At 43.6% G+C, this 25385-nt stretch carries 25 protein-coding genes; 4 read left to right on the plus strand and 21 right to left on the minus strand.

Annotated features, from left to right (window positions below; genetic code table 11):
* Window positions 1-45 precede the first annotated feature (45 nt).
* The 12 genes from ftsA to E7Z59_RS00740 are packed head-to-tail and all read right to left on the minus strand — an operon-like array spanning window position 46 to window position 13584.
* Window positions 46-1404, minus strand: a complete 1359-nt coding sequence (gene ftsA, locus E7Z59_RS00685; protein ID WP_136334368.1) for a cell division protein FtsA — start codon at window positions 1402-1404, stop codon at window positions 46-48.
* A gap of 3 nt (window positions 1405-1407) precedes the next feature.
* Window positions 1408-2127, minus strand: a complete 720-nt coding sequence (locus E7Z59_RS00690) for a cell division protein FtsQ/DivIB (RefSeq protein WP_136334369.1) — start codon at window positions 2125-2127, stop codon at window positions 1408-1410.
* Window positions 2124-3482: a UDP-N-acetylmuramate--L-alanine ligase gene (gene murC, locus E7Z59_RS00695; RefSeq protein WP_136334370.1), complete on the minus strand. Its 1359-nt coding sequence runs from the start codon at window positions 3480-3482 to the stop codon at window positions 2124-2126. Before murC ends, E7Z59_RS00690 begins: the two co-directional genes overlap by 4 nt.
* The gene (murG, locus tag E7Z59_RS00700; RefSeq protein WP_136334371.1) at window positions 3475-4581 is read right to left on the minus strand and encodes an undecaprenyldiphospho-muramoylpentapeptide beta-N-acetylglucosaminyltransferase; all 1107 of its coding nucleotides are present in this window, start codon (window positions 4579-4581) and stop codon (window positions 3475-3477) included. The genes murC and murG overlap by 8 nt, the downstream gene beginning before the upstream one ends.
* A complete protein-coding gene (locus E7Z59_RS00705; RefSeq protein ID WP_136334372.1) occupies window positions 4574-5767 on the minus strand; it encodes an FtsW/RodA/SpoVE family cell cycle protein in 1194 nt (397 codons plus the stop codon). The genes murG and E7Z59_RS00705 overlap by 8 nt, the downstream gene beginning before the upstream one ends.
* A gap of 45 nt (window positions 5768-5812) precedes the next feature.
* Window positions 5813-7147 (minus strand): UDP-N-acetylmuramoyl-L-alanine--D-glutamate ligase, encoded by a 1335-nt coding sequence (gene murD / locus E7Z59_RS00710; RefSeq protein ID WP_136334373.1) that lies wholly within the window; start codon window positions 7145-7147, stop codon window positions 5813-5815.
* Window positions 7148-8395 (minus strand): phospho-N-acetylmuramoyl-pentapeptide-transferase, encoded by a 1248-nt coding sequence (mraY, locus tag E7Z59_RS00715; protein WP_136334374.1) that lies wholly within the window; start codon window positions 8393-8395, stop codon window positions 7148-7150.
* A gap of 40 nt (window positions 8396-8435) precedes the next feature.
* Window positions 8436-9899 carry a UDP-N-acetylmuramoyl-L-alanyl-D-glutamate--2,6-diaminopimelate ligase gene (locus E7Z59_RS00720; RefSeq protein ID WP_136334375.1) on the minus strand — a complete coding sequence of 488 codons (1464 nt, stop codon included), beginning with the start codon at window positions 9897-9899 and terminating at the stop codon, window positions 8436-8438.
* The gene (locus tag E7Z59_RS00725; protein WP_136334376.1) at window positions 9896-11902 is read right to left on the minus strand and encodes a penicillin-binding protein; all 2007 of its coding nucleotides are present in this window, start codon (window positions 11900-11902) and stop codon (window positions 9896-9898) included. The genes E7Z59_RS00720 and E7Z59_RS00725 overlap by 4 nt, the downstream gene beginning before the upstream one ends.
* A gap of 2 nt (window positions 11903-11904) precedes the next feature.
* The gene (locus E7Z59_RS00730) at window positions 11905-12222 is read right to left on the minus strand and encodes an FtsL-like putative cell division protein (protein ID WP_136334377.1); all 318 of its coding nucleotides are present in this window, start codon (window positions 12220-12222) and stop codon (window positions 11905-11907) included.
* 2 nt (window positions 12223-12224) lie between these two features.
* Complete coding sequence (gene rsmH / locus E7Z59_RS00735) at window positions 12225-13130, minus strand: 16S rRNA (cytosine(1402)-N(4))-methyltransferase RsmH (protein WP_136334378.1); 906 nt, start codon at window positions 13128-13130, stop codon at window positions 12225-12227.
* On the minus strand, window positions 13117-13584 hold the full coding sequence (locus tag E7Z59_RS00740) for a division/cell wall cluster transcriptional repressor MraZ (RefSeq protein WP_136334379.1): 468 nt from the start codon (window positions 13582-13584) through the stop codon (window positions 13117-13119). The genes rsmH and E7Z59_RS00740 overlap by 14 nt, the downstream gene beginning before the upstream one ends.
* 287 nt (window positions 13585-13871) lie before the next feature.
* Here E7Z59_RS00740 and E7Z59_RS00745 point away from each other — a divergent pair, with 287 nt between their 5' ends.
* Window positions 13872-14636: an alpha/beta fold hydrolase gene (locus E7Z59_RS00745; protein WP_136334380.1), complete on the plus strand. Its 765-nt coding sequence runs from the start codon at window positions 13872-13874 to the stop codon at window positions 14634-14636.
* Between the two features lie 3 nt (window positions 14637-14639).
* Window positions 14640-15242 carry a ribosome biogenesis GTP-binding protein YihA/YsxC gene (gene yihA, locus E7Z59_RS00750; protein ID WP_136334381.1) on the plus strand — a complete coding sequence of 201 codons (603 nt, stop codon included), beginning with the start codon at window positions 14640-14642 and terminating at the stop codon, window positions 15240-15242.
* Here yihA and E7Z59_RS00755 read toward each other — a convergent pair.
* Genes E7Z59_RS00755 through gldB form a run of 3 tightly spaced genes read right to left on the minus strand, consistent with a single transcriptional unit; the run spans window position 15235 to window position 16906 of the window.
* The gene (locus tag E7Z59_RS00755; protein WP_136334382.1) at window positions 15235-15606 is read right to left on the minus strand and encodes a hypothetical protein; all 372 of its coding nucleotides are present in this window, start codon (window positions 15604-15606) and stop codon (window positions 15235-15237) included. The genes yihA and E7Z59_RS00755 overlap by 8 nt on opposite strands.
* Window positions 15607-15611: 5 nt before the next feature.
* Window positions 15612-15950, minus strand: a complete 339-nt coding sequence (gene gldC / locus E7Z59_RS00760) for a gliding motility protein GldC (protein ID WP_136334383.1) — start codon at window positions 15948-15950, stop codon at window positions 15612-15614.
* A complete protein-coding gene (gene gldB / locus E7Z59_RS00765) occupies window positions 15950-16906 on the minus strand; it encodes a gliding motility lipoprotein GldB (RefSeq protein ID WP_136334384.1) in 957 nt (318 codons plus the stop codon). Before gldB ends, gldC begins: the two co-directional genes overlap by 1 nt.
* A 124-nt stretch (window positions 16907-17030) precedes the next feature.
* Here gldB and nadE point away from each other — a divergent pair, with 124 nt between their 5' ends.
* Complete coding sequence (gene nadE, locus E7Z59_RS00770; protein WP_136334385.1) at window positions 17031-17819, plus strand: NAD(+) synthase; 789 nt, start codon at window positions 17031-17033, stop codon at window positions 17817-17819.
* Window positions 17820-17980: 161 nt separating this feature from the next.
* On the plus strand, window positions 17981-18610 hold the full coding sequence (locus tag E7Z59_RS00775) for a response regulator (protein ID WP_136334386.1): 630 nt from the start codon (window positions 17981-17983) through the stop codon (window positions 18608-18610).
* Here the strand turns inward: E7Z59_RS00775 and dnaG are convergent.
* The 6 genes from dnaG to rlmN all read right to left on the minus strand — a co-directional run bounded on the left by dnaG (window position 18607) and on the right by rlmN (window position 25322).
* Complete coding sequence (gene dnaG / locus E7Z59_RS00780) at window positions 18607-20565, minus strand: DNA primase (RefSeq protein WP_136334387.1); 1959 nt, start codon at window positions 20563-20565, stop codon at window positions 18607-18609. The genes E7Z59_RS00775 and dnaG overlap by 4 nt on opposite strands.
* A gap of 76 nt (window positions 20566-20641) precedes the next feature.
* Window positions 20642-21718, minus strand: a complete 1077-nt coding sequence (locus E7Z59_RS00785) for a DUF2089 domain-containing protein (protein WP_136334388.1) — start codon at window positions 21716-21718, stop codon at window positions 20642-20644.
* A gap of 30 nt (window positions 21719-21748) precedes the next feature.
* Window positions 21749-22444: a hypothetical protein gene (locus E7Z59_RS00790; protein ID WP_136334389.1), complete on the minus strand. Its 696-nt coding sequence runs from the start codon at window positions 22442-22444 to the stop codon at window positions 21749-21751.
* Window positions 22425-23012, minus strand: a complete 588-nt coding sequence (locus E7Z59_RS00795; protein WP_242015691.1) for an RNA polymerase sigma factor — start codon at window positions 23010-23012, stop codon at window positions 22425-22427. The genes E7Z59_RS00790 and E7Z59_RS00795 overlap by 20 nt, the downstream gene beginning before the upstream one ends.
* A gap of 203 nt (window positions 23013-23215) precedes the next feature.
* Complete coding sequence (locus E7Z59_RS00800; RefSeq protein ID WP_136334390.1) at window positions 23216-24193, minus strand: polyprenyl synthetase family protein; 978 nt, start codon at window positions 24191-24193, stop codon at window positions 23216-23218.
* Window positions 24194-24275: 82 nt separating this feature from the next.
* A complete protein-coding gene (gene rlmN, locus E7Z59_RS00805) occupies window positions 24276-25322 on the minus strand; it encodes a 23S rRNA (adenine(2503)-C(2))-methyltransferase RlmN (protein ID WP_136334391.1) in 1047 nt (348 codons plus the stop codon).
* Window positions 25323-25385 lie beyond the last annotated feature (63 nt).

The following is a 25385-nucleotide window of genomic DNA, read 5'->3' on the forward strand; positions in this document are numbered from 1 at the left end:
CCCCTGTTTTTAATTGATTTGTTAATACCGACACTTGGGTTGTCGTTATTCGGCATTATCTAAAAAATCTTTTAATCTGTCTGAAAATTTCTCCAGGAACGATTTTTTAGGCGGAGTTGGCTTTACCACCCGCTCCTTATCGTCCTGCTGCTCACCCCGGTTTTCAGGATCCGTTCCTTGTTGCGGCGCCATATCTGCAACCTCCGCTTCGGCTTCCATCTTTTCTCCGATGGATCCGCGCGCGCGCTGCTCCAGGGCTTTCATTACCAGTCCTACCGCAGTGGCATATACCGGGCTGGCCACATCGGTATCTGAATCACCTGCAAGATGTTCGTTCGGATACCCGATACGGGTGTCCATTCCTGTTATATATTCTACCAACTGTTTTAAATGTTTCAGCTGGCTGCCCCCACCGGTAAGTACAATACCGGCTATTAATTTTTTCTTCTGCTCTTCATGACCGTAATTCTTGATCTCCATATACACCTGTTCAATGATCTCTACCACGCGGGCATGAATGATCTTAGAGAGGTTTTTTAGGGTAATCTCCTTGGGTTCCCGACCACGCAGTCCGGGTATGGAAACGATCTCATTATCCTTATTCTCTCCCGGCCAGGCTGAACCGAATTTGATCTTGAGTAGTTCGGCCTGCTTTTCTATGATGGAGCACCCTTCTTTAATATCCTCTGTAATGACATTACCACCAAAAGGTATTACGGCTGTATGCCTGATAATACCATCTTTAAAAATAGCCAGGTCGGTTGTTCCCCCACCTATATCGATCAGGGCTACCCCAGCTTCCTTCTCTTCCTGGCTTAACACAGCATTCGCCGAAGCCAGTGGTTCAAGGGTGATCCCCGACAATTCAAGTCCGGAGTTTTTTACGCAACGCCCGATATTTTTGATCGATGTTACCTGCCCCACCACAACATGGAAATTAGCCTCCAGACGGCCACCGTACATTCCTATAGGCTCCTTGATCTCGGCCTGTCCGTCTACCTTATACTCCTGGGGTAATACGTGAATGATCTCTTCCCCGGGCAACATAACCAGCTTATACACCTGGTTGCAAAGATCTTCAACATCGCCTTCACTGATCACCTCTTCAGAATTGCTCCTTGTGATATAATCACTGTGCTGTAAACTTCTTATGTGCTGCCCTGCGATACCTACCACGCAATCGTGGATCTTTAATCCTGATACACTTTCTGCCTCTTCCAGGGCCTGCTGTATAGATTGAATAGTTTGGGTAATATTATTTACCACACCCCGATGTACTCCAAGACTCTTAGATTTCCCGATTCCAAGGATCTCTATTTTCCCATAATCGTTCTTACGACCGATCATGGCCACGATCTTAGTGGTACCTATATCTAATCCAACAGCGTAATTAGTACTTTCCATATTCTATTTTTTGGTGCACACCACCTGGTTGTCAAAATCCAGGTTAACGGCCGCATAGACGGCCAATGACTTATCTTTAGCGCCTTTCTGATAAAAGGCCTTAAAATTGTTGAACTTTTTTTCCAGATTATTCAGATCACTGAATTTTAAAACAAACGTATCGGTTCTAAATCTCAGCTCGAAGCCATCACGACTTTTATGAATTCCAATCACATTTTTCCTTAGAAAATCGTCATGAAATATATAAGCGGCAAGCTGATACACCGAGTTCAGTTTATCGCGCTCTACGCTCCCTGTTACCAGAGGAACCCGGGCTGAATACACCGCAGACAAGGGCATGTATTTCCCGTCTTCGTCGATGTAAAATGTCTGATTTCCAGCCACTCTTGCAATAGGCGTACGTTGAACGATCCTGGCTCCCAGCTCACCATTCAACTTCAAATACACATCTGCCTCCTTGATCATATCGTTCTCATTAAGAGTACTTTCGATCTTATTCAAATCTAAATCTTCTGTCAGCACTCCCGAAGCAGGTATATCATTTTGTATTAACAACTTATTAACGGAGTTGTAGGTAATGTAAAGGGCATCTTCGTTCAGGAACTCGATCGCTTTATCGGCAGGCACCTTGCGGTGAGCATTCCGATGGTTCGCGAATGAGAACAGACCTGCTGCCATAAGCATCACGATGATCAACCTTATATGTGGCCAATACTTTTTCACTCCTCCAACGCGTTTTTTATCAATTCAACTTGCTCTCCTATATCTCCGGCTCCCAGGGTTAAAACCACCCCTTCCATATGCTGATTTAAGGCCTTCAAGACATCAGGCTTACTCAGGAGTCGTTTGTTCGGGTTGTTTATTTTGTCAAGTAACAGCGATGAGGTAATGCCTTCAACAGGCAACTCTCTCGCCGGATATATCTCCAATAAAATGATCTCATCAAACTTTTCCAAAGCAGCTGCAAAATCATCCATGAAATCTCTTGTTCTACTAAACAGGTGAGGCTGAAAGATCACCGTAACCTTCTGTCCCGGATGGAAACTTTTTACCGCCTGGTATACCGCATTGATCTCGGTAGGGTGATGCGCATAATCATCAATAAACACAAGGTTCTCTTTTCGCAGCTGATAAGAGAAACGACGCTTTACACCCTTAAAGGTTCCTAAGGCTTTAGTAAGGCGGTCGAGGGGGGCTCCCATTTCGACCGCCATTGCTGTTGCTACTAAAGCATTAAGTAAGTTGTGTTCTCCCGGTTTGAAGAACACAACATTGCGTGCCTCGCCATAAGGCGTTACCAAATCACATGTGTAGGCTGAGTTGGAGATCTTAATATTTTCAAACCGATAATCGGCTTCTTTTTCAAAACCATACGTCATGCCTTCAAGAGGCAATCCGTATCTGATCAATAGTTTCCCTTGAGGTCTTACCCGGGCAGCAAACTCTCTAAAGCTCTGGTCAAGAGCGCTTTTTTGCCCATATATATCCAGATGATCAGCATCCATAGAGGTTACGCAGGCAATATCAGGTGACAGGTGAAGAAAAGACCTGTCAAACTCATCAGCCTCTACCACCACACAATCATCCCCCTCTATCAGGAAATTATTATTAAAGTCTTCAGAGACACCTCCCAAAAAGGCCGTGATATCGTATCCTGTTTCTTTTAAAATATGAGCCAGGATACAAGAGGTTGTGGTTTTTCCATGGGTACCTGCAACCGCGAGGCATTTCATTTCTCGTGTAATAATGCCCAGCACCTCTGCCCGTTTTACAAGTTGAAACCCTTTATGCCTGAAAAAGCTGTATTGCAGGTTTGTTTGAGGGACGGCAGGGGTATACACTACGAGGGTTCCGGGTGTATTTTCTAAGAATTCCGCCGGAATACCATCAACAGAATCTTCATAACCTATGGTTATACCTTCTTCTTCAAGTGCACTTGAAATACTGCTTTTATGACGATCATAACCAGCCACATGCACTCCGTTACTGTGAAAATAACGGGCAAGACCAGACATACCGATACCTCCTATCCCCAGGAAGTACACCTTTCTGATATGTTGAAAATTACGATCAGACATTTCTCTGTTTTGCGTTCAGTATTTTTACTATTTCTGTTACGATCTGTTCTGTGGCCCCCGGCAAAGCCAGTTTTTTAATATTTGCCGACAGGTTTTGCTGATGATCTTTATCATTGACCAGGTTCTCAAATTCAGGAGCAAACCGATCTTCAAGTTCCGATTCCCTTATGAGTACCGCCCCTCCTTTATCGGCCACTGCCCTGGCATTTTTGGTCTGATGATCTTCTGCCACATTGGGTGAAGGAATAAAGATCACAGGTTTGGCCACGATAGATAGTTCAGACACTGCTCCGGCGCCGGCTCTTGAAATAATTACAGTAGCGGCTGCATAGGCCTGGTCCATTCGCCCTATAAATGTTTTAACCCTTACGGTCTCACTTTCGAACTCTTTATACTTTTCATAATACAGCTTACCACATTGCCATAGTACCTGTACTCCCATTTTTGAGAACAATGGTAAATGAGCAGCCACTAATTCGTTTATTCGTTTTGCACCAAGACTGCCTCCCATCACGAAAAGGACAGGCTTTTCAGGGTCTAACCCAAAAAATCCTGCTGCTTCTTTCTTTCTGCTCCCTGAATTCAACAGATCTTCACGTACCGGATTTCCTGTTTTAATGATCTTATCTGCAGGGAAGAATTTTTCGAGCCCATCATAGGCCACAAAGATCTTTTCTACTTTCGGCGCCAACCATTTATTGGTGATGCCCGGATACGAATTCTGTTCCTGCAAAACACAGGGTACTTTCATAGAAGCGGCCATTCTCAATAAAGGTCCGCTGGCAAAGCCTCCGGTACCGATCACAAGATCCGGTTTAAAGCTTTTTATAATTTTCCTGGACCTTGAAAGGCTGCTTATCAGTTTCAGAGGGAAGGCCAGATTTGAAAAGGTGAGCTTTCGCTGTATACCCGATATCCATAGTCCTTCAATAGCATAACCCGCCTGGGGCACCTTCTCCATTTCCATCTTATCATTGGCGCCAACAAACAAGAATTGCGCCTCCGGAAATTTCTTCCGGAGCGCGTTGGCAATAGCGATGGCGGGATAGATATGACCTCCCGTACCTCCACCTGATAATATGAACCTATACCTACTCACTTAATACAGCTAATGGGTTTTGTTCGTTCTCTTTTTTATTCTTCTCTAACGACTCCTGTCGTTTAGCACTTACGCTTAATATGATTCCCAGGGCCAGACAGGTCATCCAAATAGATGTACCTCCACTACTGATGAGCGGCAGGGTCTGTCCGGTAACTGGAAACAATTCTACTGCAACAGCCATATTTACAAAGGCCTGAAATACGATGGGCAGCCCTACAGCAACAACTACCAGTTTACCATATACGGAATCTGCCTTATGAGCCACGATGACGATCCGGAATAACAGTAACAGGTATATAAACACCAGGGTAAACCCTCCTATTAATCCATACTCTTCAACAATAATGGCGTAAATAAAGTCTGATGAACTTTGAGGCAGGAAATTCTTCATCACACTTTTTCCTGCTCCCATTCCCACAACGCCTCCTTTGGCTATGGCGATCTTTGCTTTCTCGATCTGATAATCGCCTGAAGAATCTCCTTCTCCGGCAAAATTTTCGATACGATTCATCCAGGTATCCACCCTGTTTGGAAAAAGCCCGGGAAATGCCTTAGCCGTTAACACGAACATCGTCAGTACCACGAGTCCGGACCCGAGGATTCCCAACAGGTATTTTAATGGATAGCCCCCGAGAAAGCACACCATGATCACCATTAAAAATAAGATCGCTGTGGTAGAAAAATTGGCTGGCAAAATTAAACCTAAAACTGCAAATACGGGCAACCAAAGTGGAAGAATTGACTCCTTAAAAGAGGGTTTTTTATCTTTGATCTTCGCCAGGTATCGCGCCACATTGAGTAACAGCACAATAGCTGCCAACGTAGAGGTTTGAAAGGAAATACCCACGAATGGCACCCTGATCCATCTACTGGCATTAGCACCCCCGATCGTTGTACCTTGCGCAAGGGTATATAATAACAATGCCAATACCACCGGTAGCGCCAAAATAGAAAGTCCCTTAAAATACCTGTAGCGTATTTTGTGTACCCCATATATAATACCTACCCCCACGGCCAGCAATATACCGTGTTTAATAAGATGCCCCAGGGTGGTCCCGTTTCCTACCACGTACACCAGATTGGTACTGGCACTGTAGACCGGCAGGAAAGAGAATAGCGACAGCAGGGCTACTACGGCCCATATGGTTTTATCACCCTTTATGTTATTAAAAATATTTTGCACTGGTAGCAGGTATTATTAGGTATTCAGTAAGCTAATGTCAAAATATTATAAACCTCTTACGGCTTGCTTGAACTTATCTCCACGATCTTCATAGCTTTCAAAAAGATCAAAAGAAGCACAAGCAGGCGAAAGCAATACCGTATCACCTTTATCGGCCATCTTATGCGCTATTTGAACAGCTTCGTTCATCGAAGTCGTCTCAACCATTACATCAACCACGCTACTGAAAGTATTTACCAGTTTAACATTGTCTACCCCCAGACAAATAATGGCTTTAACCTTCTCACGAACCATAGGCATGAGAGGCAAATAATCATTCCCCTTGTCTACGCCCCCTACGATCCATACCGTTGGATGCTTCATACTCTCCAACGCATAATAGGTAGCATTTACATTGGTAGCCTTTGAATCATTGATAAACAACACATCCTGAATTTTCAGCACTTGTTCCAAACGGTGTTCTACCCCCTGAAAGCTTTGCATACTGTCTCTTATGGTTGATTTTCTGATTTTTAATAGCTGGGCTACAGCCGAGGCTGCCATAGCATTTTTTTGATTGTGTTTGCCCTGCAAGGTTAAGGTCTCTGTTGACATACGTGATTGCTGATTATTTATACTTGTTATTAGTTCGTTTTCTTTTATATAAACCCCTTCAGAAAACTCCTTTTCTAACGAAAAGGGAATCTTTCGGGATCGCACCGGGTGATCTTTTAACCACCCTGTAATTACCTCATCATCGGCGTCGTAGATCAGGTAATCTTCTTCTGTTTGATTCATAGCGATCCTGAATTTGGAGGCTATGTAATTTTCAAAAATGTGGTCATAACGGTCAAGGTGGTCAGGAGTAATGTTCGTGATCACAGCTATATGAGGCCTAAAGGATCTGATACCATCCAGCTGAAAGCTACTAACCTCCAACACATAGTGTTCAAAGTTTTCCCGTGCCACCATAGCGGCAAAACTATCCCCGATATTTCCGGCCATTCCCACGTTTAAACCACCCTGTTTCATTATGTGATGCGTAAGCATGGTCGTGGTGGTTTTCCCGTTGCTTCCTGTAATGGCTACCAGGTTTGCTTTGGTATAGCGGGCGGCAAACTCGATCTCAGAGATCACCTCTACACCTTTTTCCAACAGTGATCTCACCATAGGTGCGGTATCGGGTATCCCCGGACTTTTCATGACCAGGTCTGCCTGCATGATGCGGGATTCAGAATGCCCCCCTTCTTCCCAGTCTATTCCGTTATGAATAAGAACGTTCTTATAGGCTGCTTTGATCAGGCCCTTGTCTGAAACAAAAACCTCAAAGCCCAGCTTCTTTCCTAATATGGCCGTTCCAACTCCACTTTCTCCTCCTCCTAATACAACCAATGTTTCCATTTATCGCACTTTTAAGGTCACTATAGACAACACCGCCAGGATGATCCCAACGATCCAGAAACGGGTAACAATCTTACTTTCGTGATACCCTTTTTTCTGATAGTGATGGTGGAGGGGAGACATCAAAAATATTCTTCTGCCCTCACCAAACTTCTTCCTGGTATACTTAAACCACGATACCTGCATAACCACCGATAAGTTTTCTGCAAGGAAGATTCCGCACAACACAGGGATCAGCAGCTCTTTCCTTACTGCTATTGCTATTACCGCAATAACCCCTCCGATGGTAAGACTCCCCGTGTCGCCCATAAATACCTGGGCAGGAAAGGTGTTGTACCACAGAAAACCTACCAATGCCCCTACAAAGGCCGATATAAAAATGGTTACTTCTCCCACCCTGGGGATATACATGATATCGAGATATTCAGAGAAAATGATATTACCTGACACCCAGGCAAAGATTCCCAGTGTTAAGGCGATTATAGCCGAACTTCCGGCAGCAAGTCCGTCAATTCCATCTGTTAAATTCGCACCGTTTGATACTGCGGTGATAATAAAGATCACTATAGGAATAAAAAGCAACCAGGCATAATCCCTGTAGTTATCTCCCGCCCATGACAAAAGCACAGCATAGTCAAACTCGTTATTTTTCACAAAAGGGATGGTTGTTTTTGTTGACTTCTCCTCTTCTGTATATTCTTTGTTGGTTACATTATCTACTGCTGTCTGTACATTCTCAATCTTTTCTTTCTTCACCTCATTCAACTCCTCCTTTATGGTAACCTCCGGATGCATATACAGGGTTACCCCCACTATAATACCAATACCCACCTGGCCGATCACCTTAAAGACTCCTTTTAGGCCTTCCTTATCTTTCTTAAAGGTTTTAATATAATCATCTACAAAACCAATGGTACCCATCCAGACGGTGGTCGCAATAAGAAGCTCTATATAAATATTGTCCAGCTTGGCAAAAAGCAACACCGGAATAAGGGTTGCCATGATAATGATAACACCCCCCATGGTTGGCGTACCTGCCTTCTGGGATTGCCCTTCCAGGCCCAGCTCTCTTACGCTTTCACCGATCTGTTTACGTCGCAGAAAATTGATCACCTTTTTACCAAAAATGGTAGAGATCAATAAGGACAATATTATGGCAGCAGCTGCCCTGAAGGATATAAACTCGAAGAGTCCGGCTCCGGGAAGCTGATATTCGTTCTCTAAAAATTCGAATAAATAATATAACATACGCTGTTCCTGTACACCCGTCAAAACCGGGTATTGTGTTTTATTTATTTAGTTGTTTCAACAGGGTTTGAACCACTTCCATATCATCAAAATCAGTTCTCACCCCTTTAACCTCCTGATAGGTTTCATGACCTTTGCCCGCGATCAGAATAATGTCTCCTGGCACAGCCATGGTGCACGCTGTTTTAATAGCTTGTTTTCTATCGGTAACAGATAAGGTTTTCTTATAATCCTGGGGCTCCACTCCCTTTTCCATATCTTCAATGATAGCTTCCGGATCTTCTGACCTGGGATTATCTGATGTAAATATGGCTGTAGTACTCAACCGGGCTGCGATCCCTGCCATTTTAGGGCGTTTGGTCTTGTCCCGATCGCCTCCGCAACCTACCACCGTAAAAAGGTTTTCATTACCCGTTCGCACAGTATTTATAGTACTCAGTACATTTTCTAAAGCGTCAGGCGTATGAGCATAGTCAACAATAGCCGTAATTTTGCCTTCAGACACAAAATGCTGAAAACGGCCACCAACACTTTCCAGCTCGCTAAGCAGTCTTAAAACCTCCAATTTATCATGCCCCAGCAAAGTAGCCGCAGCATATACTGCCAGAAGATTATAAGCATTGAAATTACCGATAAGCCTGCTCCATACTTCCTGCTCATCAATTTTCAGCAACAATCCACTCAATTGATTTTCCATAACCTGCCCTCTGAAATCAGCATAAGACTTTATGGCGTAGGTATACTTTGAAGCCTTGGTGTTCTGCAGCATCACCGAACCATTCTTATCATCGGCATTGGTAATAGCGAAAGCACTTGACGGTAATTCATCAAAAAAACGCTTTTTAACATCACGGTACTCCGCAAAGGAGTTATGATAATCAAGGTGATCATGACTCAGGTTGGTAAAAATACCCCCGGCAAAAAGGAGCCCGGTAGTACGTTCCTGGTCAATACCATGAGAGCTGACCTCCATAAAACAAAACTCCACCCCTTCGGCACTCATCATATCAAGGTATTTATTGATACTCATAGGATCGGGAGTTGTATGGGTGGCAGGAAACTCCTTATCTCCTACCATAACTCTTACGGTGGAAAGCAGCCCCACCTTATACCCGGCCTTTTTGAACAGTTGATATAACAGTGATGTTACCGTTGTTTTTCCATTGGTACCTGTTACACCCACCAGTCTTAAATTACGGGAAGGATTCCCATAAAAATTGGAAGCCATTAAAGCAAGGGCCTTTTTTGAGTCAGGCACCTGCACATAGGTTACCCCATTGATCATGGTCTCCGGCATTCGCTCACAAACCACAGCAATAACCCCTTGGTCTACCGCTTTGGATATATAGTCATGGCCATCTGTAATGGTACCCGGTACGGCCACAAAAACATCGTCAAGAGAAGCTTTACGGGAATCAAAATGGATATCATTAATACGGATATCCGTACCCCCGCTCACAGCTTCGATATTCACCTTATATAGTATATCTCTCAACACCTTCATGACAGCTTTAAAATGACTTTTTTATTCTTATTGATCGCTTCTCCTTCTCGTGGAAACTGGGTCACTACCTTCCCATTTCCCTCCACTTCAACCTTAAGCCCCATATTTTCTAATAAAGAAACCGCATCCATACCACTCATACCCTTCACGTCAGGAATGTGATTGTAGTGTTTCTGCGCCTTGGCATAATACTCCTCGTAACTCTTCACGGCAGGGGCTTGTGGTTTCTCAAGCTCATCAACCGTATCGATCAAAGGAGAATTCGTATAGATCTTTTGAGCAATACTCTTAAACACCGGACCGGAAACATCAGCCCCGTAATACCCCACGCTCTGATCAGGTTCATGGATAACAACAATACAGGAGTACTTCGGTTTTTCTGCAGGAAAGTACCCTACAAAAGAAGAGATGTATTGCTTTTTACTTTTATCGCTGTAATTCTTTTGTGCTGTTCCGGTTTTACCTGCCATTGAAAAGTCAGGGCTATAGAGTTTGTGACCCGTACCATGCTCCTTCTCCACAACATTCTTCAGCATCTGCTGAACCTTACTAATAGTCTCTGCAGAACAGATAGACGGATTGATCACCTCTTTTTCAAAGTTTCTTACCTGATCATCCCATTGGCGAACCTCCTTGATCAACCTGGGCTTCAACATCTCTCCGCCATTAGCCACTGCATTGTAAAAAGTAAGGATCTGTAAAGGAGTCAATTCAACACCATAACCATAAGCCATCCACTGTAACGCAATACCACTCCAACGATCACGATCATTAGGATGCGGAATGATCGGGGTCCCTTCACCCGCTATAGGAAGACCTAAAGGCTTATGCAGACCCATATTATAGATCCTGTTCACAAATTTTTCAGGCTGATCTCCGTAAAACTCATCGATGATCTTCACAACACCTGTATTTGACGACACCTCAAACACCTTAGAAGCACTGATCTCTCCGTAACCTCCATACCTGGAGTCTCTCACCTTCTTACCGTAAAAACTAAGAACCCCTTTCTCTGTATCTATCACAGTGCTGGTGTCTACCGCGTCATCCTCCATGGCTGCAATCATAGACATTAACTTAAAGGTAGACCCCGGCTCATGTGATTCTCCAATAGCATAATTGAGGCGTTCGTAATATGTTCCTTTTTGCGTTCTGCCCAAATTCGAAATTGCCTTTACCTCTCCGGTCTCCACTTCCATAACCACAACACAACCATGGTCGGCATTGTACTTCTCCAACTGGGTAAGTAAGGCATGATGAGCAACATCCTGGATATTGATATCAATGGTAGAAACCACATCATAACCATCCTGTGGCTCCACCTCATTATAATCAGTAATGGGCTTCCATTGCCCCTTGGCTATCTTCTGTTTTAGGCGCTTACCCTGCTTACCGCGTAAATAAGTTCCAAAGGCTCGCTCCAGCCCTACTCCGAAATATCTTCCTGTTTCCGGATTAAAACGCTCCCACCCCACACTTCGCTGAGCAATAGAACCAAGCGGGTGCTCCCTCTGGGTCTCTTGCTCTACAATTAACCCGCCTTTAAACGGACCTAAACGAAACATCGGAAAATTTCTCACCCTCAGGTAATCAGTATACCCGAGATCTCTGGCTATAAGCAGGTACCGATTCCGGGCCGCCCTGGCCTTTCTTATCAGGTTCTGATAATACGAAGGTGACTTTCCGAAAATGACGGACAGCGAATCAGACAACGGCTTAATATTCTCTTCAAAAACTTCCTGGGAAGGAGTTATGGCATCCAGACGGATATCATAACGCGTAACCGAAGTTGCCAGCAAGCTACCATCGTCAGAGTAAAGATTCCCCCTGTTGGGCTCTATGACAAACTTTCTTACCGTACGGTTCTCTGCAAGCTCTTTGTAATGATCCCCTTCAACTACCTGGATGGTGACTAATTTCACCGCCACTGCGATCGCAAAGAGAAACATACACCCCGCCACTACGTATAATCGGTTAGATATGTTCTTTTCAGATATCGCCATGCTTATTTACTGCTTGCTACTTTTATTTTTTTGGGCGGTGTTTTCGAAGGCACCAACCCATAATCACCTACTCTTTCCCGAATGTTCGACTCCAGCTTTCGCTGTTGTAATCGCGTTCGTACATCCACAAATTCACTACGCAACTCCAACACCTCTTCGGTAAGGTCGGCCAGATAATGTACTTTCTTATCTGCCTTGTGTGCGCTGCTTATCATGATAACAGCCAATAAAGAGGCATATAATATGAATCTCCAGTTCTTTGCAGCATCTCCACTGATCAAAAAGCTGCCCTTCAATACATCCAGCAATCGCTCCTTCATACCTACAAACGCTCAGCTATTCTCAACCGGGCACTCCTGGCCCTGTTATTCGTTTCAATCTCTTCATTAGCAGGCTTTATCAAGCCCCCTACTTTTTTAAACGGCACCAATGGGTTTCCATAAAAATCTTTTTCCGGCACCCCCTCAAACTTTCCACTTCTGATAAAGTTCTTTACCAGCCTGTCTTCAAGAGAGTGATAACTTATCAGACTCAGGCGGCCACCTGTCTTTATCAACTCAGGCGTTTGCAAGAGAAACTCCTTTAACACCTCTATCTCCTGGTTCACCTCAATACGGATGGCCTGATAGATCGGCGCCAGTATTTTTTGCTCCCGGTGAGCAGGCAACAATCTGCCCAAAGCATTCTTCAAAGCATCAGTTGTTTTAATATCTCCGTTCTTTCTGTGAGCCACTATGGCCCTGGCAACCGCTCCGGCATTTTTAATTTCACCATACATGCGAAGCACGGTTCGAAGATCCTCTTCAGAGTACTCATTAACAACCTCATAAGCCGACAACTCATTACGCTTACTCATCCTCATATCCAGACCGGCATCAAACCGGGTAGAAAATCCGCGTTCTGCGACATCAAACTGATGAGAAGAAACCCCAAAGTCACCCAGAATACCATCTACCTGCCTCACTCCTTGAAATCTTAAAAAGCGCTTTATAAAACGGAAGTTCTCATTGACCAATGTAAATCTCGCATCATCGATCGCGTTCTCTAAAGCATCTTCATCCTGATCAAATGCGATCAACCTTCCTTTTTCTCCCAGCCTGCTCATGATCTCCCGGGAGTGACCACCACCTCCAAAAGTTACATCCACATAAACACCATCGGGCTTTATGGCAAGCCCATCTACAGTCTCCTTCAGCAATACCGGGTTATGATACTCACTCATTGTCATCAGATGTTAGATTACCCATCACCTCTTCCGCCAGATCAGAAAAATCTGCAGCACCTTCATCAAGCACGGCATAATAGCGCTCTTTATCCCACAGCTCTATTCTTCCAATCGTCTCACTCAGAACCACGTCTTTGGTGATTCCTGCAAATTCCATCAAATTTTTAGGTATAGACAGACGACCGTTTCCGTCGATCTGGATCAAACGAACCCCGGCAGTAAATTGCCTGATAAAGTCGTTGTTCTTTTTCACAAATCGATTTAACTTTCCGACTTTTTCTGCCTCTTTCTTCCACTCTTCAACAGTGTAGATCTCAAGGCAGGACTGGAAGATCGATCTTTTTACCACCAAACCTTCATGAAGCACGGATGCAAGTTTGGCCCTTAGCGAAGAAGGCACCATAATGCGCCCTTTGCTATCAGCCTTACACTCATATTCTTCCGTAAACTCAAACACTTTCAGGTTGGGATTTAGTCTTATTTTTCAAATATATAGAAATATTTACCACTTTTTACCACAATATGGCACTTTTTACCACTTTGTTGATAAATTGAATATATATCCCGTTCAACTGCAGCAATAGCTTGGGTTTCAAGAATGTGAACAAGTGGGAAGCCCCTTAAAAAAGAAGCCTATAGAGGTTCATTTTAAAAATCCTGAAGGGTTTTTGCACTTCCTGCGGAAAAGGCTTAAAATATTGGTTAAATCCCTATATTTGTTTCGAAAAATGTAACTAACCATTAATGGTACACGAATTAAAGAAGGAAGGAAAGTTTACTTATATAGAAGTTGGAGAAGGAACCCCATTAATCGTACTTCACGGTCTGATGGGAGGTCTGAGTAATTTTACCGGTGTTACGGAGTACTTTTCCAAAAGAGGATACAAGGTACTCATACCCGAACTCCCTATTTACAGTATGTCACTCATTAAGACAACGGTAAAAAGTTTTGCAAAATTTCTGGAATCCTTTATTGAATACAAAAAATTTGACCAGGTGATCCTTTTAGGAAACTCCCTGGGTGGCCATATTGGACTTTTACATACCAAACTGTTTCCTGAAAAGGTCAAGGCATTAGTGATCACGGGAAGTTCCGGATTGTACGAAAGTGCCATGGGCGACGGTTACCCCAAAAGAGGAGATTACGAATTCATTAAAAAGAAAAGTGAAGACGTATTTTACGACCCTAAGATCGCCACAAAAGAAATTGTTGACGAGGTTTACGCCACAGTGAACGATCGCAGCAAACTTGTTAAAACCCTTGCCATTGCGAAAAGCGCCATCAGGCACAATATGGCCAAGGACCTGCCGCAAATGGTGACGCCTACCTGCATTATCTGGGGAAGAAACGACAGTGTTACCCCTCCTAATGTGGCAGAGGAGTTCCATAAACTACTCCCCGATTCTAACCTGTTCTGGATCGACAAGTGCGGACACGCTCCTATGATGGAGCATCCGGACGAATTTAACAGAATCCTGAAAGAATGGTTGGATTCAAGAAACATATAGAACATGCAAGTCAAGTCGGCTTCTTTTGTTGTCAGCAATACAGATGTACAGAAATGTCCTAAAGACCCTCTGCCGGAATATGCCTTTATAGGTAGGTCGAACGTAGGGAAGTCTTCATTGATCAATATGCTCACTGAGCGAAAAAGTCTTGCAAAGACCTCCGGAAGGCCGGGAAAAACTCAGCTCATTAATCATTTTTTGATCAATAAGAACTGGTTTCTTGTTGACCTTCCCGGTTACGGCTATGCGCGGGTTTCCAAGAGCACCAAAAAGGTTTTTCAACGCTTCATCACCGATTATTTCTCTAAAAGACAACAGTTGGTATCTGCCTTTGTATTGGTTGACATCCGCCACGAACCACAAAAAATTGATGTGGAGTTCATGGAATGGCTTGGCGTTAACCAGATCCCTTTCTCTATTATTTTCACCAAGGCCGACAAATTAAAACCCGCAGCCATTACCCGAGAGGTGGAAAATTACCTTAAGATTCTCGAGCAGGGTGCATGGGAAGAGGCTCCCAATCACTTTGTTACCTCCTCCTCATCCGGAATGGGCAGAGAAGAGCTCCTTAACTATATTGACAGTATTAACCAGGAGATCAACTGAGAATATCTTCAAGCCTTCTTTTCAATTCGGCAATAAAAAGAGTCGCACTTTCAAACCGGCTTAATTCCGTTTTATCAAATAGGAGTAGCATTTCATCCTTATACTCCAAAAACAAAGCAGGAGCCCCACCCGCATCTGCAAGCGGCTTTTTACAATTATCGGGAAGGTCGTTTAAGTGGTAAAAAACAGTATCACCATTGAATTCTGTCAGATACCTGCGAATTTCCGGCCTCATCCTTGTCAATCCGTGAGTAAGACTACACAGGTCACAGGGATACGTCCGTGGCGAGACCACCTTATGAATACTATCGGTAAAGGCGTTGAACCAGCCCTTTCCTGCATTATAGACAAAAACCAGCCTCAAGAAAGTTATTCTTTTTTAAGCTCCAGCTTTTCTGCAAAATAATCGCAGAAATCACGCATAGTGGCCGACATTTTCTCATCCTGCGTGGCCCGCTCGAAGGTATTTGACATTGAGACCAGGGTTTGATGAAAGAACTTTTTCATCTCATCTACAGGCATATCCTTGGTCCACAGGTCTATTTTCAAGGTTTCCTGTTGAGCACTATCCCAAATTGACAGCAGAACAGCCTTTGCTTTCGCCTGGTCAACGCCACCATCCTGAGCGCTCCACCTTAACTCTTCAGGAATTTTATTCTCATCAAGTCCAACACTGATTTTTATATCTGAAGTATGCTTAACAGCCATTATTTAGAGGGTTTATAACGGGATTCATTAAATATTTCTTCTGCCGGTTTTTCCAGCATTTGCTGCAAAGATACTTCATTATTTTCCATATAAGACTTCACGATCTCCCAGCCTATAAATCTACCCAACCTGCCCGGAGACTCATGATCAAATTCCAGGTAGAACTTAGAAAAAGGCGCCGGCGATAAAAACCGTTGCTCCAGTTTACTATTGGTAGAGAACAACAGGTCACTGTCAATAAAATACCTCCAGATCTCGCTTTGATTGGCCCTGGCCCAATCCATTTCTTCTTCTGTGTAGCCAATGATCATTTCTTCCGGCTCCTCCGGTAAAAATTGATGCATGAGGTAGTACAATTTCCCATAGTACACCATTTTAGCTACGAAGGTCCTGTTAGCAGGCATCGGAATTTCTCTTTTGGCAACCTCCTCAGCAACATCCACAGCGATGCGCTCAGGCATAAAATCTTTTCGGATGTATTCCTGTATCCCCTTGTAAAACTCATGATCTGAACCCAGGTAATTATCAAGTCCTATCAATAATAGAGTATCAGCATAGATCACACGATACCGGTAATCTACGTCAGATGTTACCGTAACAACGGTGGGCTCAACCACTTCAGGATAATAATATTTCACGTGTTGAAAGAGTTTTGTCAAGGCTTTTGTTTGGGAATCAAATCCTGAAAATGCAGCACTCACCTCTTCAAACAATTGGATTTGCAGGGTATCCTCCATACGATTATACCAAACACTATCCGGATATTCTAAAAGAAACAAATAAGGAAACTTTTCTTTTAAGGTGGGCAGATCTTTTGGATCGGCCGATGAAAATGCCTGGTCAAAGCGTTTAACATCCAGATCTACCTCTATCTGAGAAATTTCTTTTTCTTTTTGATCGCCTGACACGCAGGAAACCAGTACACAGAGGCATATGGCGGTTAGGATCTTTCTCATGGAAATGATTTCGTTTACCTCTCTCCTGTGGTTTCACAAGAGAATGCTATATTTTTGCGTTAGTTAATTCGAAACCAAAAATAATAAAGGAAATCCACCTTCCTCTAAATTTCACTTATATATTATGAATACAGCAGCTGTAACAGACCATATCGTTAATTGGCTTAAAGATTATGCCGTAAAGGCAGGGATGAACGGATTTGTAGTAGGCGTTTCCGGAGGGATTGATTCTGCCGTTACTTCCACCTTATGTGCAAGGACCGGCCTGGAGGTGCTGTGTCTCGAGATGCCCATTCACCAGGCAGAAAGCCAGGTGAGTCGCGCCTTAAACCACATTGAATGGCTCAAAAGCAATTATTCGAACGTTCGCATGACCCAGGTAAATCTAACCCCTGTATTTGATGCCCTGATAGAGAGCTTCCCGGAGGTGGAGAACGAAGAAGAGCGATTCATGTCTTTAGCCAATACCAGGGCCCGTTTGCGTATGACCTCCTTATATTATTTTGCTGCCCTGGAAAAACTTCTTGTAGCGGGAACAGGAAATAAAGTAGAGGATTTTGGAGTAGGATTCTATACCAAATACGGTGACGGAGGGGTAGACCTCAGCCCTATTGCCGATCTTGTTAAAACAGAAGTTTATGAAATCGGGGCGTACCTGGGTGTCAATTCAGACATCATGAGTGCTCCTCCTACAGATGGTTTGTGGGGAGATGACAGAACAGATGAAGATCAGATCGGAGCCTCTTACCCGGAACTCGAATGGGCAATGGAACAGGATAAAAAAGGGAAAACTCTGGGCGATTTCACCGGCCGGGAACAGGAAGTTTTTGACATCTATAAACGTCTAAACAGGGCAAATAAACATAAAATGGAGCCAATTCCGGTCTGCTCCATACCGTTGAACCTGAAATAATTACAAATTAAAAGAAAGTTTTTTCAACTATTTTGCAGACGTATTTTTTTTAGTTATTTTTATCTGGTAAAACACCCCCAAATTTTATTCTTTCACAGATCTTATAGTTGAGCTGACGAGGCTTTGGTTATCTTTTTTATAATTATTAAAAAAACTGCATTATGATCAAAGTATTAGTGGCCGATAATCACCCCGTTGTAAGAGAGGGGTTGAACGCTGCACTTGGAGGGTCTGATGACTTCAATGTGACCGCCAGTGTTGGTACAACCTCAGAATTGTTTGATGCCCTGGAAAAGGAGAAGCCCGACGTGGTTCTTCTGGAGATGGATATTCCTGAAGTGAACGGAATTACTGCACTCAGGAAAATGAAAAAAGATTACAACGATGTAAAGGTGCTTATCTTCAGTGCACAGGCAGAAGATGTTTACGCACTCTCCACCCTGCGGGCAGGAGCTTCAGGTTATGTCGCCAAAACAGCCACTATAGATACGCTTAAGAATGCCATTAGCAAGGTTGCTGAAGGAGGTATGTTCATTACCAATGAACTGGCTCAGCGCCTGGCATTTGATGAGAGTACCAATAAACCCAGAAGATTTTTTAGAAAATTATCTACCCGTGAAGTTGAAGTACTTAAGCTTCTTGCTTCGGGTAAACGTAACAAGCATGTGGCCGAAGAATTGGGCCTAAATGAAAAAACGGTCAGTACCTACAAGGCCCGTCTTATGCGTAAATTAAACGTAGACAACATGGTAGACATGCTGCAGCAGGCTAAAGCCCTGGAATTGTATTAAAGAACTCGGTTCAGTTTATTTGATAATAATTTTTTAAGTTGATGGTAGTTCATGATTTCCTCAAGGATCTCATGACTACCATTTTCAGTTTTTAACACCTCATTCTGCAACTGGTCAACCCGCTTATCAATAAGATGACACCGCAGCGAAAGAATGGTCTCACTTACAAGTTGGGTCATTCCGGCCTTTTTCTCCTTCACAAAAATATTGTTCTTATCCCAGTTATGAAGGTTATACTTTTCGTCATCCATCAGAATGGATGAAAGTTCAGAGGCAATCTCCGGGGCTGTTTTATTTAAAAATGATTCAATCGTAAAGGTCTCATTGGCATGCATCTCTTCGATCAGATGAACGTATACATCCCTGAATAAAGGATTAGACAACTCCACCTCATCCTGCTGCAGATCAAGGTATATCTTTTCGAATACCTTAGCCCCATGAACCTCAGGCTCTAATACCAATTCACCTTTATCATCCTCCTTCAGCACCAGGTCCTGAAACTCGCCCTCTTCCATACCGTAAAGCAGAAGTAACTCGATGATCTTTCGCTCCAGGAATTGTTGGGTGTCAATCTTTTCGACCTTCTGTTCCGGACGAACCACCTCGAAGGCCTTCTGCTCCTTTTTAAATTTTTTACTGGCCTCGGCAAGTTCTTTCTTCCCCAACTGGGCAAGACTATTAAACAATACCTCCTCAGAAATATCCATGATACGCGAACATTCCTGTATATAGACTTCGCGCTGTATTCTATCGGGAATCTTCCCGATACTATGCACTATATCACGTATGGTCTCCGCCTTTTTAACCGGATCATTCTGGGCTTCATTGACTAAGACGGAGGCCTTAAACTGAATAAAATCCTTAGCGTTGGTATCGAGAAAATACTGAAGCTCATCGGGAGAATTGGAGGCGGCAAAACTGTCCGGGTCTTCACCCTCAGGAAAAGTAACCACCTTAACATTCATTCCTTGCTCCAGGATCAGGTCAATACCTCTCATAGACGCCCTTAAACCTGCAGCATCGCCATCAAATAAAACGGTAATATTCTTGGTCAGCCTGTTAACCAGCCTGATCTGTTCAGGGGTAAGGGCAGTACCACTGGAGGCAACCACATTGGTGATTCCGCTTTGATAAAACTGAATAACATCGGTGTATCCTTCTACCAGGTAACAATTGTCTTCTTTGGCTATAGATTGTTTGGCCTGGTACAAACCGTATAACACCTTACTCTTGTGATAGATCTCACTCTCCGGTGAATTAAGATATTTCGCGGCCTTCTTATCCGTTTTCAGAATACGCCCACCAAAGCCGAGTACACGGCCACTCATGGAATGTATAGGAAACATTACCCGACCTTTAAAGCGGTCAAACATCCTGTCTTCCCCCTTTACTATGGTAAGTCCGGTCTTCTCAAGAAACTCCAACTGATACCCCTTGTCTAAGGCAGTTTTCGTAAAAGCATCCCATTGATCCAGGCAATACCCCAATTGAAAGGCTTCTATGGTCTCAACTTTGAAGCCCCGCTCCTTGAAGTAGCTTAAGCCAATAGCCTTTCCGGGCTCAGTTTTAAACAGGTTATCCTTAAAGTAGGTACGGGCAAATTCAGAGACGAGATACATACTTTCGCGTTCACCCGCCTTTTCCTTTTGCTCGTTGCTCTGCTCAGTTTCCTCTACCTCAATCCCGTATTTTTTAGCCAGGTATTTAATAGCTTCCGGGTAGGTGAAATGCTCGTGCTCCATAATGAATGCTACCACATTACCTCCCTTACCACTACTGAAATCCTTCCAGATCTGTTTTACCGGAGACACCATAAAACTAGGGGTACGCTCATCGGTAAACGGACTCAGACCTTTAAAATTGGAGCCCGATCGTTTCAGCTGAACAAAGTCACCTATAACTTCTTCCACTCTTGCGGCATCAAATACTTTGTCTATGGTTTCTTTTGCGATCAATGGATAAGACTTTGGTTAAAAATAAGGATTCCCGCCAAAAGCGGGAATCAAAAATAAGCAATTCTATCCTGAACGATCAAAGCTCCCAACGCAGCCCAAAAGCAATGTTGTGCTGATCAACGTTCGGGTCTTTAAAGATAGTATTCAGCTCATAACGAGTGTAAAGACTCAGATCGCCGAAACCTACATAACCCGCTAAGCCATAAATAGTATTACTTGTATTATAGCTGTTCTTGATCTTTTCTTTGACACGCTCGCCATCGATCTTATATTTCAGTTTATGACGCGTACTGTAATTTACTCCGAAATATCCTCCTAATCCGATCCTGAACTTTCTGCGAATACTATACCTGAAGTAATCATCTCTTTCAATTTTCTTTGAAGGACCTATTTCGAAGAACACCGGAAGCACCAGGTTATCCATTCTCAGTTTTGATTTGTCAAGGTTTCCCGGAAATTCTTCCAGAAAGGTCAGGTCACCCTCCCGAACAAAATAGCGCTCATCTTCCGGCTTAAAACCGTTAAATTGAAAATTTAGTCCGTATACAAACCGTAACCAATTGGTCTCTTTAAAGACCCTGGTTTTGAATTGCCATCCGATCTCGAAGAATTTACTCCCCCCTATCTGATAAGGGCTGTCATCCAGCGACCCTCCGTCAACCAGGGCATTATTAATACCGGCAGCCACTACCAGGTGACTGGTCGTGCGACGATCGTAAGGCTTTTTCGTCTTACACGGAAAGCATTCATCAAAGCCTACGATACTAAACCAGTCATCTTCGTCTTTGATATCGATCCTGATATAGCCGTCCGAGGTTCCTACAAATTCTCCCCGTTTAACCAGCTCGATCTTGTTATCAATGATGGCAGAACGATTCTCAATGTTTTGGGCTGTTTTCAGCGCAGCCTCTTTTTTTCTTTTTTCGGCTTCTTCTGCGGTAATATCTCCGTTCTCAAGCATCTGCTCAATATCCTCAACGGCCTCTCTGAGCATTTCCTTTTCTTCTTTGATCATCTCTTCCTTGGCTTTCTCCAGCCGCTCCAGCCTGGCTTTCACGGCAGGAGTCATTTCTGTTTCGGTTTCCTGCGCCGTTAAAGGCTGAGCAATAAACAGCAGGGCCGCCAAAGCAGCGATCTTTGTGATTTTAAACATGGTACTAAGATTTATTGATTAATGAATGAACTATTGATTACGTTCTGCAACTGCTGTACGCAGTTTTACCAAGCCCTTTTTCAAGGCTTCAAGTGCTTTATCCTTAAAGTTTTGATCTAATTCTTTTTCAATATCTGCCAACAACAGGGCTGCATCTACCTGCTTTGCCGTGCTTGCCCCGTCTTGGTGTAAAACAGCACGGGCATCGGCCAGCAATTCTTCGATCTCCCGATCACTTACCTGAGTCTTCTCTTTATTGGTGCCAACCGGAATATATCTCAATTCATTACTCCCAAAATCAGCGCCCACTGTTTTCTCTACCGGCCTGCCCTCAAAAACAACTGCTGCCGAAGATGATGTGGAAAATGAATTCTCTGATAACTCAACAGGAATGGAGACTTCCTCGATATTATCCTGCTTAACCAACCCACCTGCTTCCGGTACTTTATATATATCATCATTTCTTTCCGGGGACGATCTTTCCATCTCCTGCTCTACAAGAGGGTCTGCTTCTGTATAGAAGCCATCTGATGAGATCATCAAGGCTCCCAACACCATGATCACGGCCACTGAAGCAGCTACAAACCATAGTTTTTGCTTTGAGCTTCCCTGAGTTTCAGCCTCATCCAGCAATCCTTCCAGGCGATGCCAGGAGGCAGGGGTCGGCTTAATTTTTCGCTCTTGCAGCAGCGAACGGACTTTTTTATCAAATTCTTCTGACCTCATATACTGATTCTTTCATCCCGGCCAATTTCTGCTGAAGCAATTTCCGGGCTTTAAACAATTGTGACTTTGATGTGCTTTCCGAGATCTCAAGCTGTGTTGCGATCTCTTTATGACTATAGCCCTCTACAGCATATAACAGGAAAACGGTACGGTAACCATCGGGCATTTCATCAATAAGATTTTGAAGCGCTTCCACTTGCAGGCTATCCGGAAGATCACCTCCGGAAGTCAACTCCGAAGATTTCAAGGCTTCAGGATCATGAAATTGTTCCGGGTTCTTTTTTCTCAGATGGTCAATGCACTGACGTACCATGATCTTTCGTATCCACCCTTCAAAACTTCCTTCTTCTTTAAAGGAATTTAAATTCTTAAAGACCTTAAAAAACCCGGTGATCATCACATCTTCTGCGAAATGCAGATCACGAACATAACTTCGACACAAACCGAGCATGGTTGGCGAAAACCGTTTGTAGATCTGGTTTTGAGCCTCCCGATCTCCTTTCCGAGCCTTTTTAATAAGTTCCGGTTGGTGGTGATGTAAGTTGATGACTTTCAAAAATGGTTTCATTTGGTCTTCTATTTATATAGACGCAAATACTTTGCCCGAGGTTGCCTCGCAAAGATTTTTTTTCAGAATCAAGTACGATATCTCTATATAATAGAAGCATAACTCCTTAATATGTTACAGATTTCAAGAGATTTCATGCACCCTTATCCGGGTTCAAAAACAGAGTTCAGAAAAATGCCTGAGTGAAGAATAAAGAAAGATGGTTACTTTTTACGTTCTATGACGTAGTTGACCATCAGTTCCAGGCTGTCCCGGTAAGGAGACACCGGATAGGTATGCAGTAATTCCAGGGCTTCTTTTTGAAAGGATATCATTTTTTGCTCAGCGTAGGTCAATCCCCCTGAATCTTTCACATAGCTGATCAGTTCTTTAACACGCTTTTTATCCTTATTGTGATTTTTCACTGAATTGATGATCCATCGCCTCTTATTTTCATCTGCCTGCTGCAAGCTGTAGATAAGCGGCAAGGTCATTTTCTTTTCTTTTATATCAATACCTGTAGGCTTCCCTATCGGACCATCTGTATAATCAAAAAGATCATCCTTGATCTGAAAGGCCATACCAATGAGTTCACCAAACCTGTGCATCTTTTCAACTTCTCCGGGCTTTTCTTCTACCGAACACGCCCCAAGGGCACAGCAGGCGGCAATGAGGGTTGCTGTTTTCTGACGAATGATCTCATAGTACACCTCTTCCGTAATATCAAGTCTTCGCGCTTTTTCGATCTGAAGAAGTTCACCTTCGCTCATCTCACGAACGGCTACTGATATTATCTTTAGCAGGTCAAAATCTTCATGATCTATTGACAGCAGCAATCCTTTGGAAAGCAGATAATCTCCAACCAAAACAGCTATTTTGTTTTTCCATAAAGCATTAATGGAGAAAAAACCTCGCCTGCGATTACTGTCATCAACCACATCGTCATGAACAAGGGTGGCCGTATGGATCAATTCAATTACCGAAGCACCTCGGTAGGTACGTTCATTTACAGAACCCCCTGAGACCATTTTTGCCACCAGAAAAACAAACATGGGACGCATTTGCTTCCCTTTGCGGTTTACAATGTAATGAGATATACGGTTGAGCAGAGCCACCCTGGAAGACATAGAATCATGAAACTTCTTTTCAAAAAGTTCCATTTCTTCATGAATGGGCTGTTTTATTTGCTCTACTACCTTCATTTAGCTTTCAAATATAAGACTTTGGAGGTAGTTCCCTACGGAAAAAATCACGGTATTTAAAACGGTTACCCCTGGTGGCATCCTATCCGTTCTTATTTGCTAATTGCCCACAAGCAGCGTCAATATCCTTACCTCTTGAACGCCTAACCGTTACGGTAATACCATTGCGCTCCAGTTCACGCTGGTACATTTCAATGGCCGTGAAATCTGCCTGCTTGAAATGTTCATCTCCTATGGGGTTGTATTCAATGAGATTAACCTTTGAAGGTGCAAATCGACAAAATTTAATAAGCGCTTTCACATCCTCCGGTCGGTCATTAATACCCTTCCAAACCACATACTCATAGGTAATTCTGCTTTTGGTCTTACTATACCAGTATTCAAGAGCCTCCCTGAGATCGGCGAGAGGGAAGTTTTCATTAAAAGGCATGATACCGGTTCGTACCTCATCAATGGCAGAGTGCAGAGAAACTGCAAGTTTAAACTTCACCTCATCATCGGCAAGCTTACGTATCATCTTTGGCACACCGGAGGTGGAAACAGTAATCCTTTTTGGCGACATGCCAAGTCCGTCTTTAGAAGTGATCATATCGATGGCCTTAAGCACGTTCTTGTAATTCATCAACGGCTCTCCCATTCCCATAAAAACAATATTGCTGAGCGGACGGTCATAGTAAAGGCGGCTCTCATTATCGATAGCGACCACCTGGTCATAGATCTCATCAGGATTAAGATTCCTCATGCGCTTAAGCCTGGCGGTGGCACAGAACTTACAGTCAAGACTGCAGCCTACCTGACTCGATACACAGGCCGTGGTACGGGTTGGGGTGGGAATAAGCACTGATTCGACCACAAGATCATCGTGAAGGCGTACTGCGTTTTTAATGGTCCCGTCACTGCTGCGTTGCATTTGATCTACACGAATATGGTTGATCACAAAGTTATCTTCCAGCATTTGTCGGGTTTCCAGAGAAATATTCGTCATATCCTCGAAAGAATGCACCGATTTATTCCACAGCCACTCATAAACCTGGTTGCCCCGAAACGCCTTATCTCCCTGTTGTATAAAAAATTCCCGCAACTGCTCCCGGGTCAGGGCCCTGATATCTTTCTTCGCCTTTTGCTTCATGCTGCAAAGATAAGAGTTTCTTTAGTAGAGCGTAGCGATTCGGGAGTGGAGAGTCGGGAGTGT

It is taken from the genome of Robertkochia marina (assembly GCF_004799345.1).
In the GTDB taxonomy this organism is placed as follows: Bacteria; Bacteroidota; Bacteroidia; order Flavobacteriales; family Flavobacteriaceae; genus Robertkochia; species Robertkochia marina.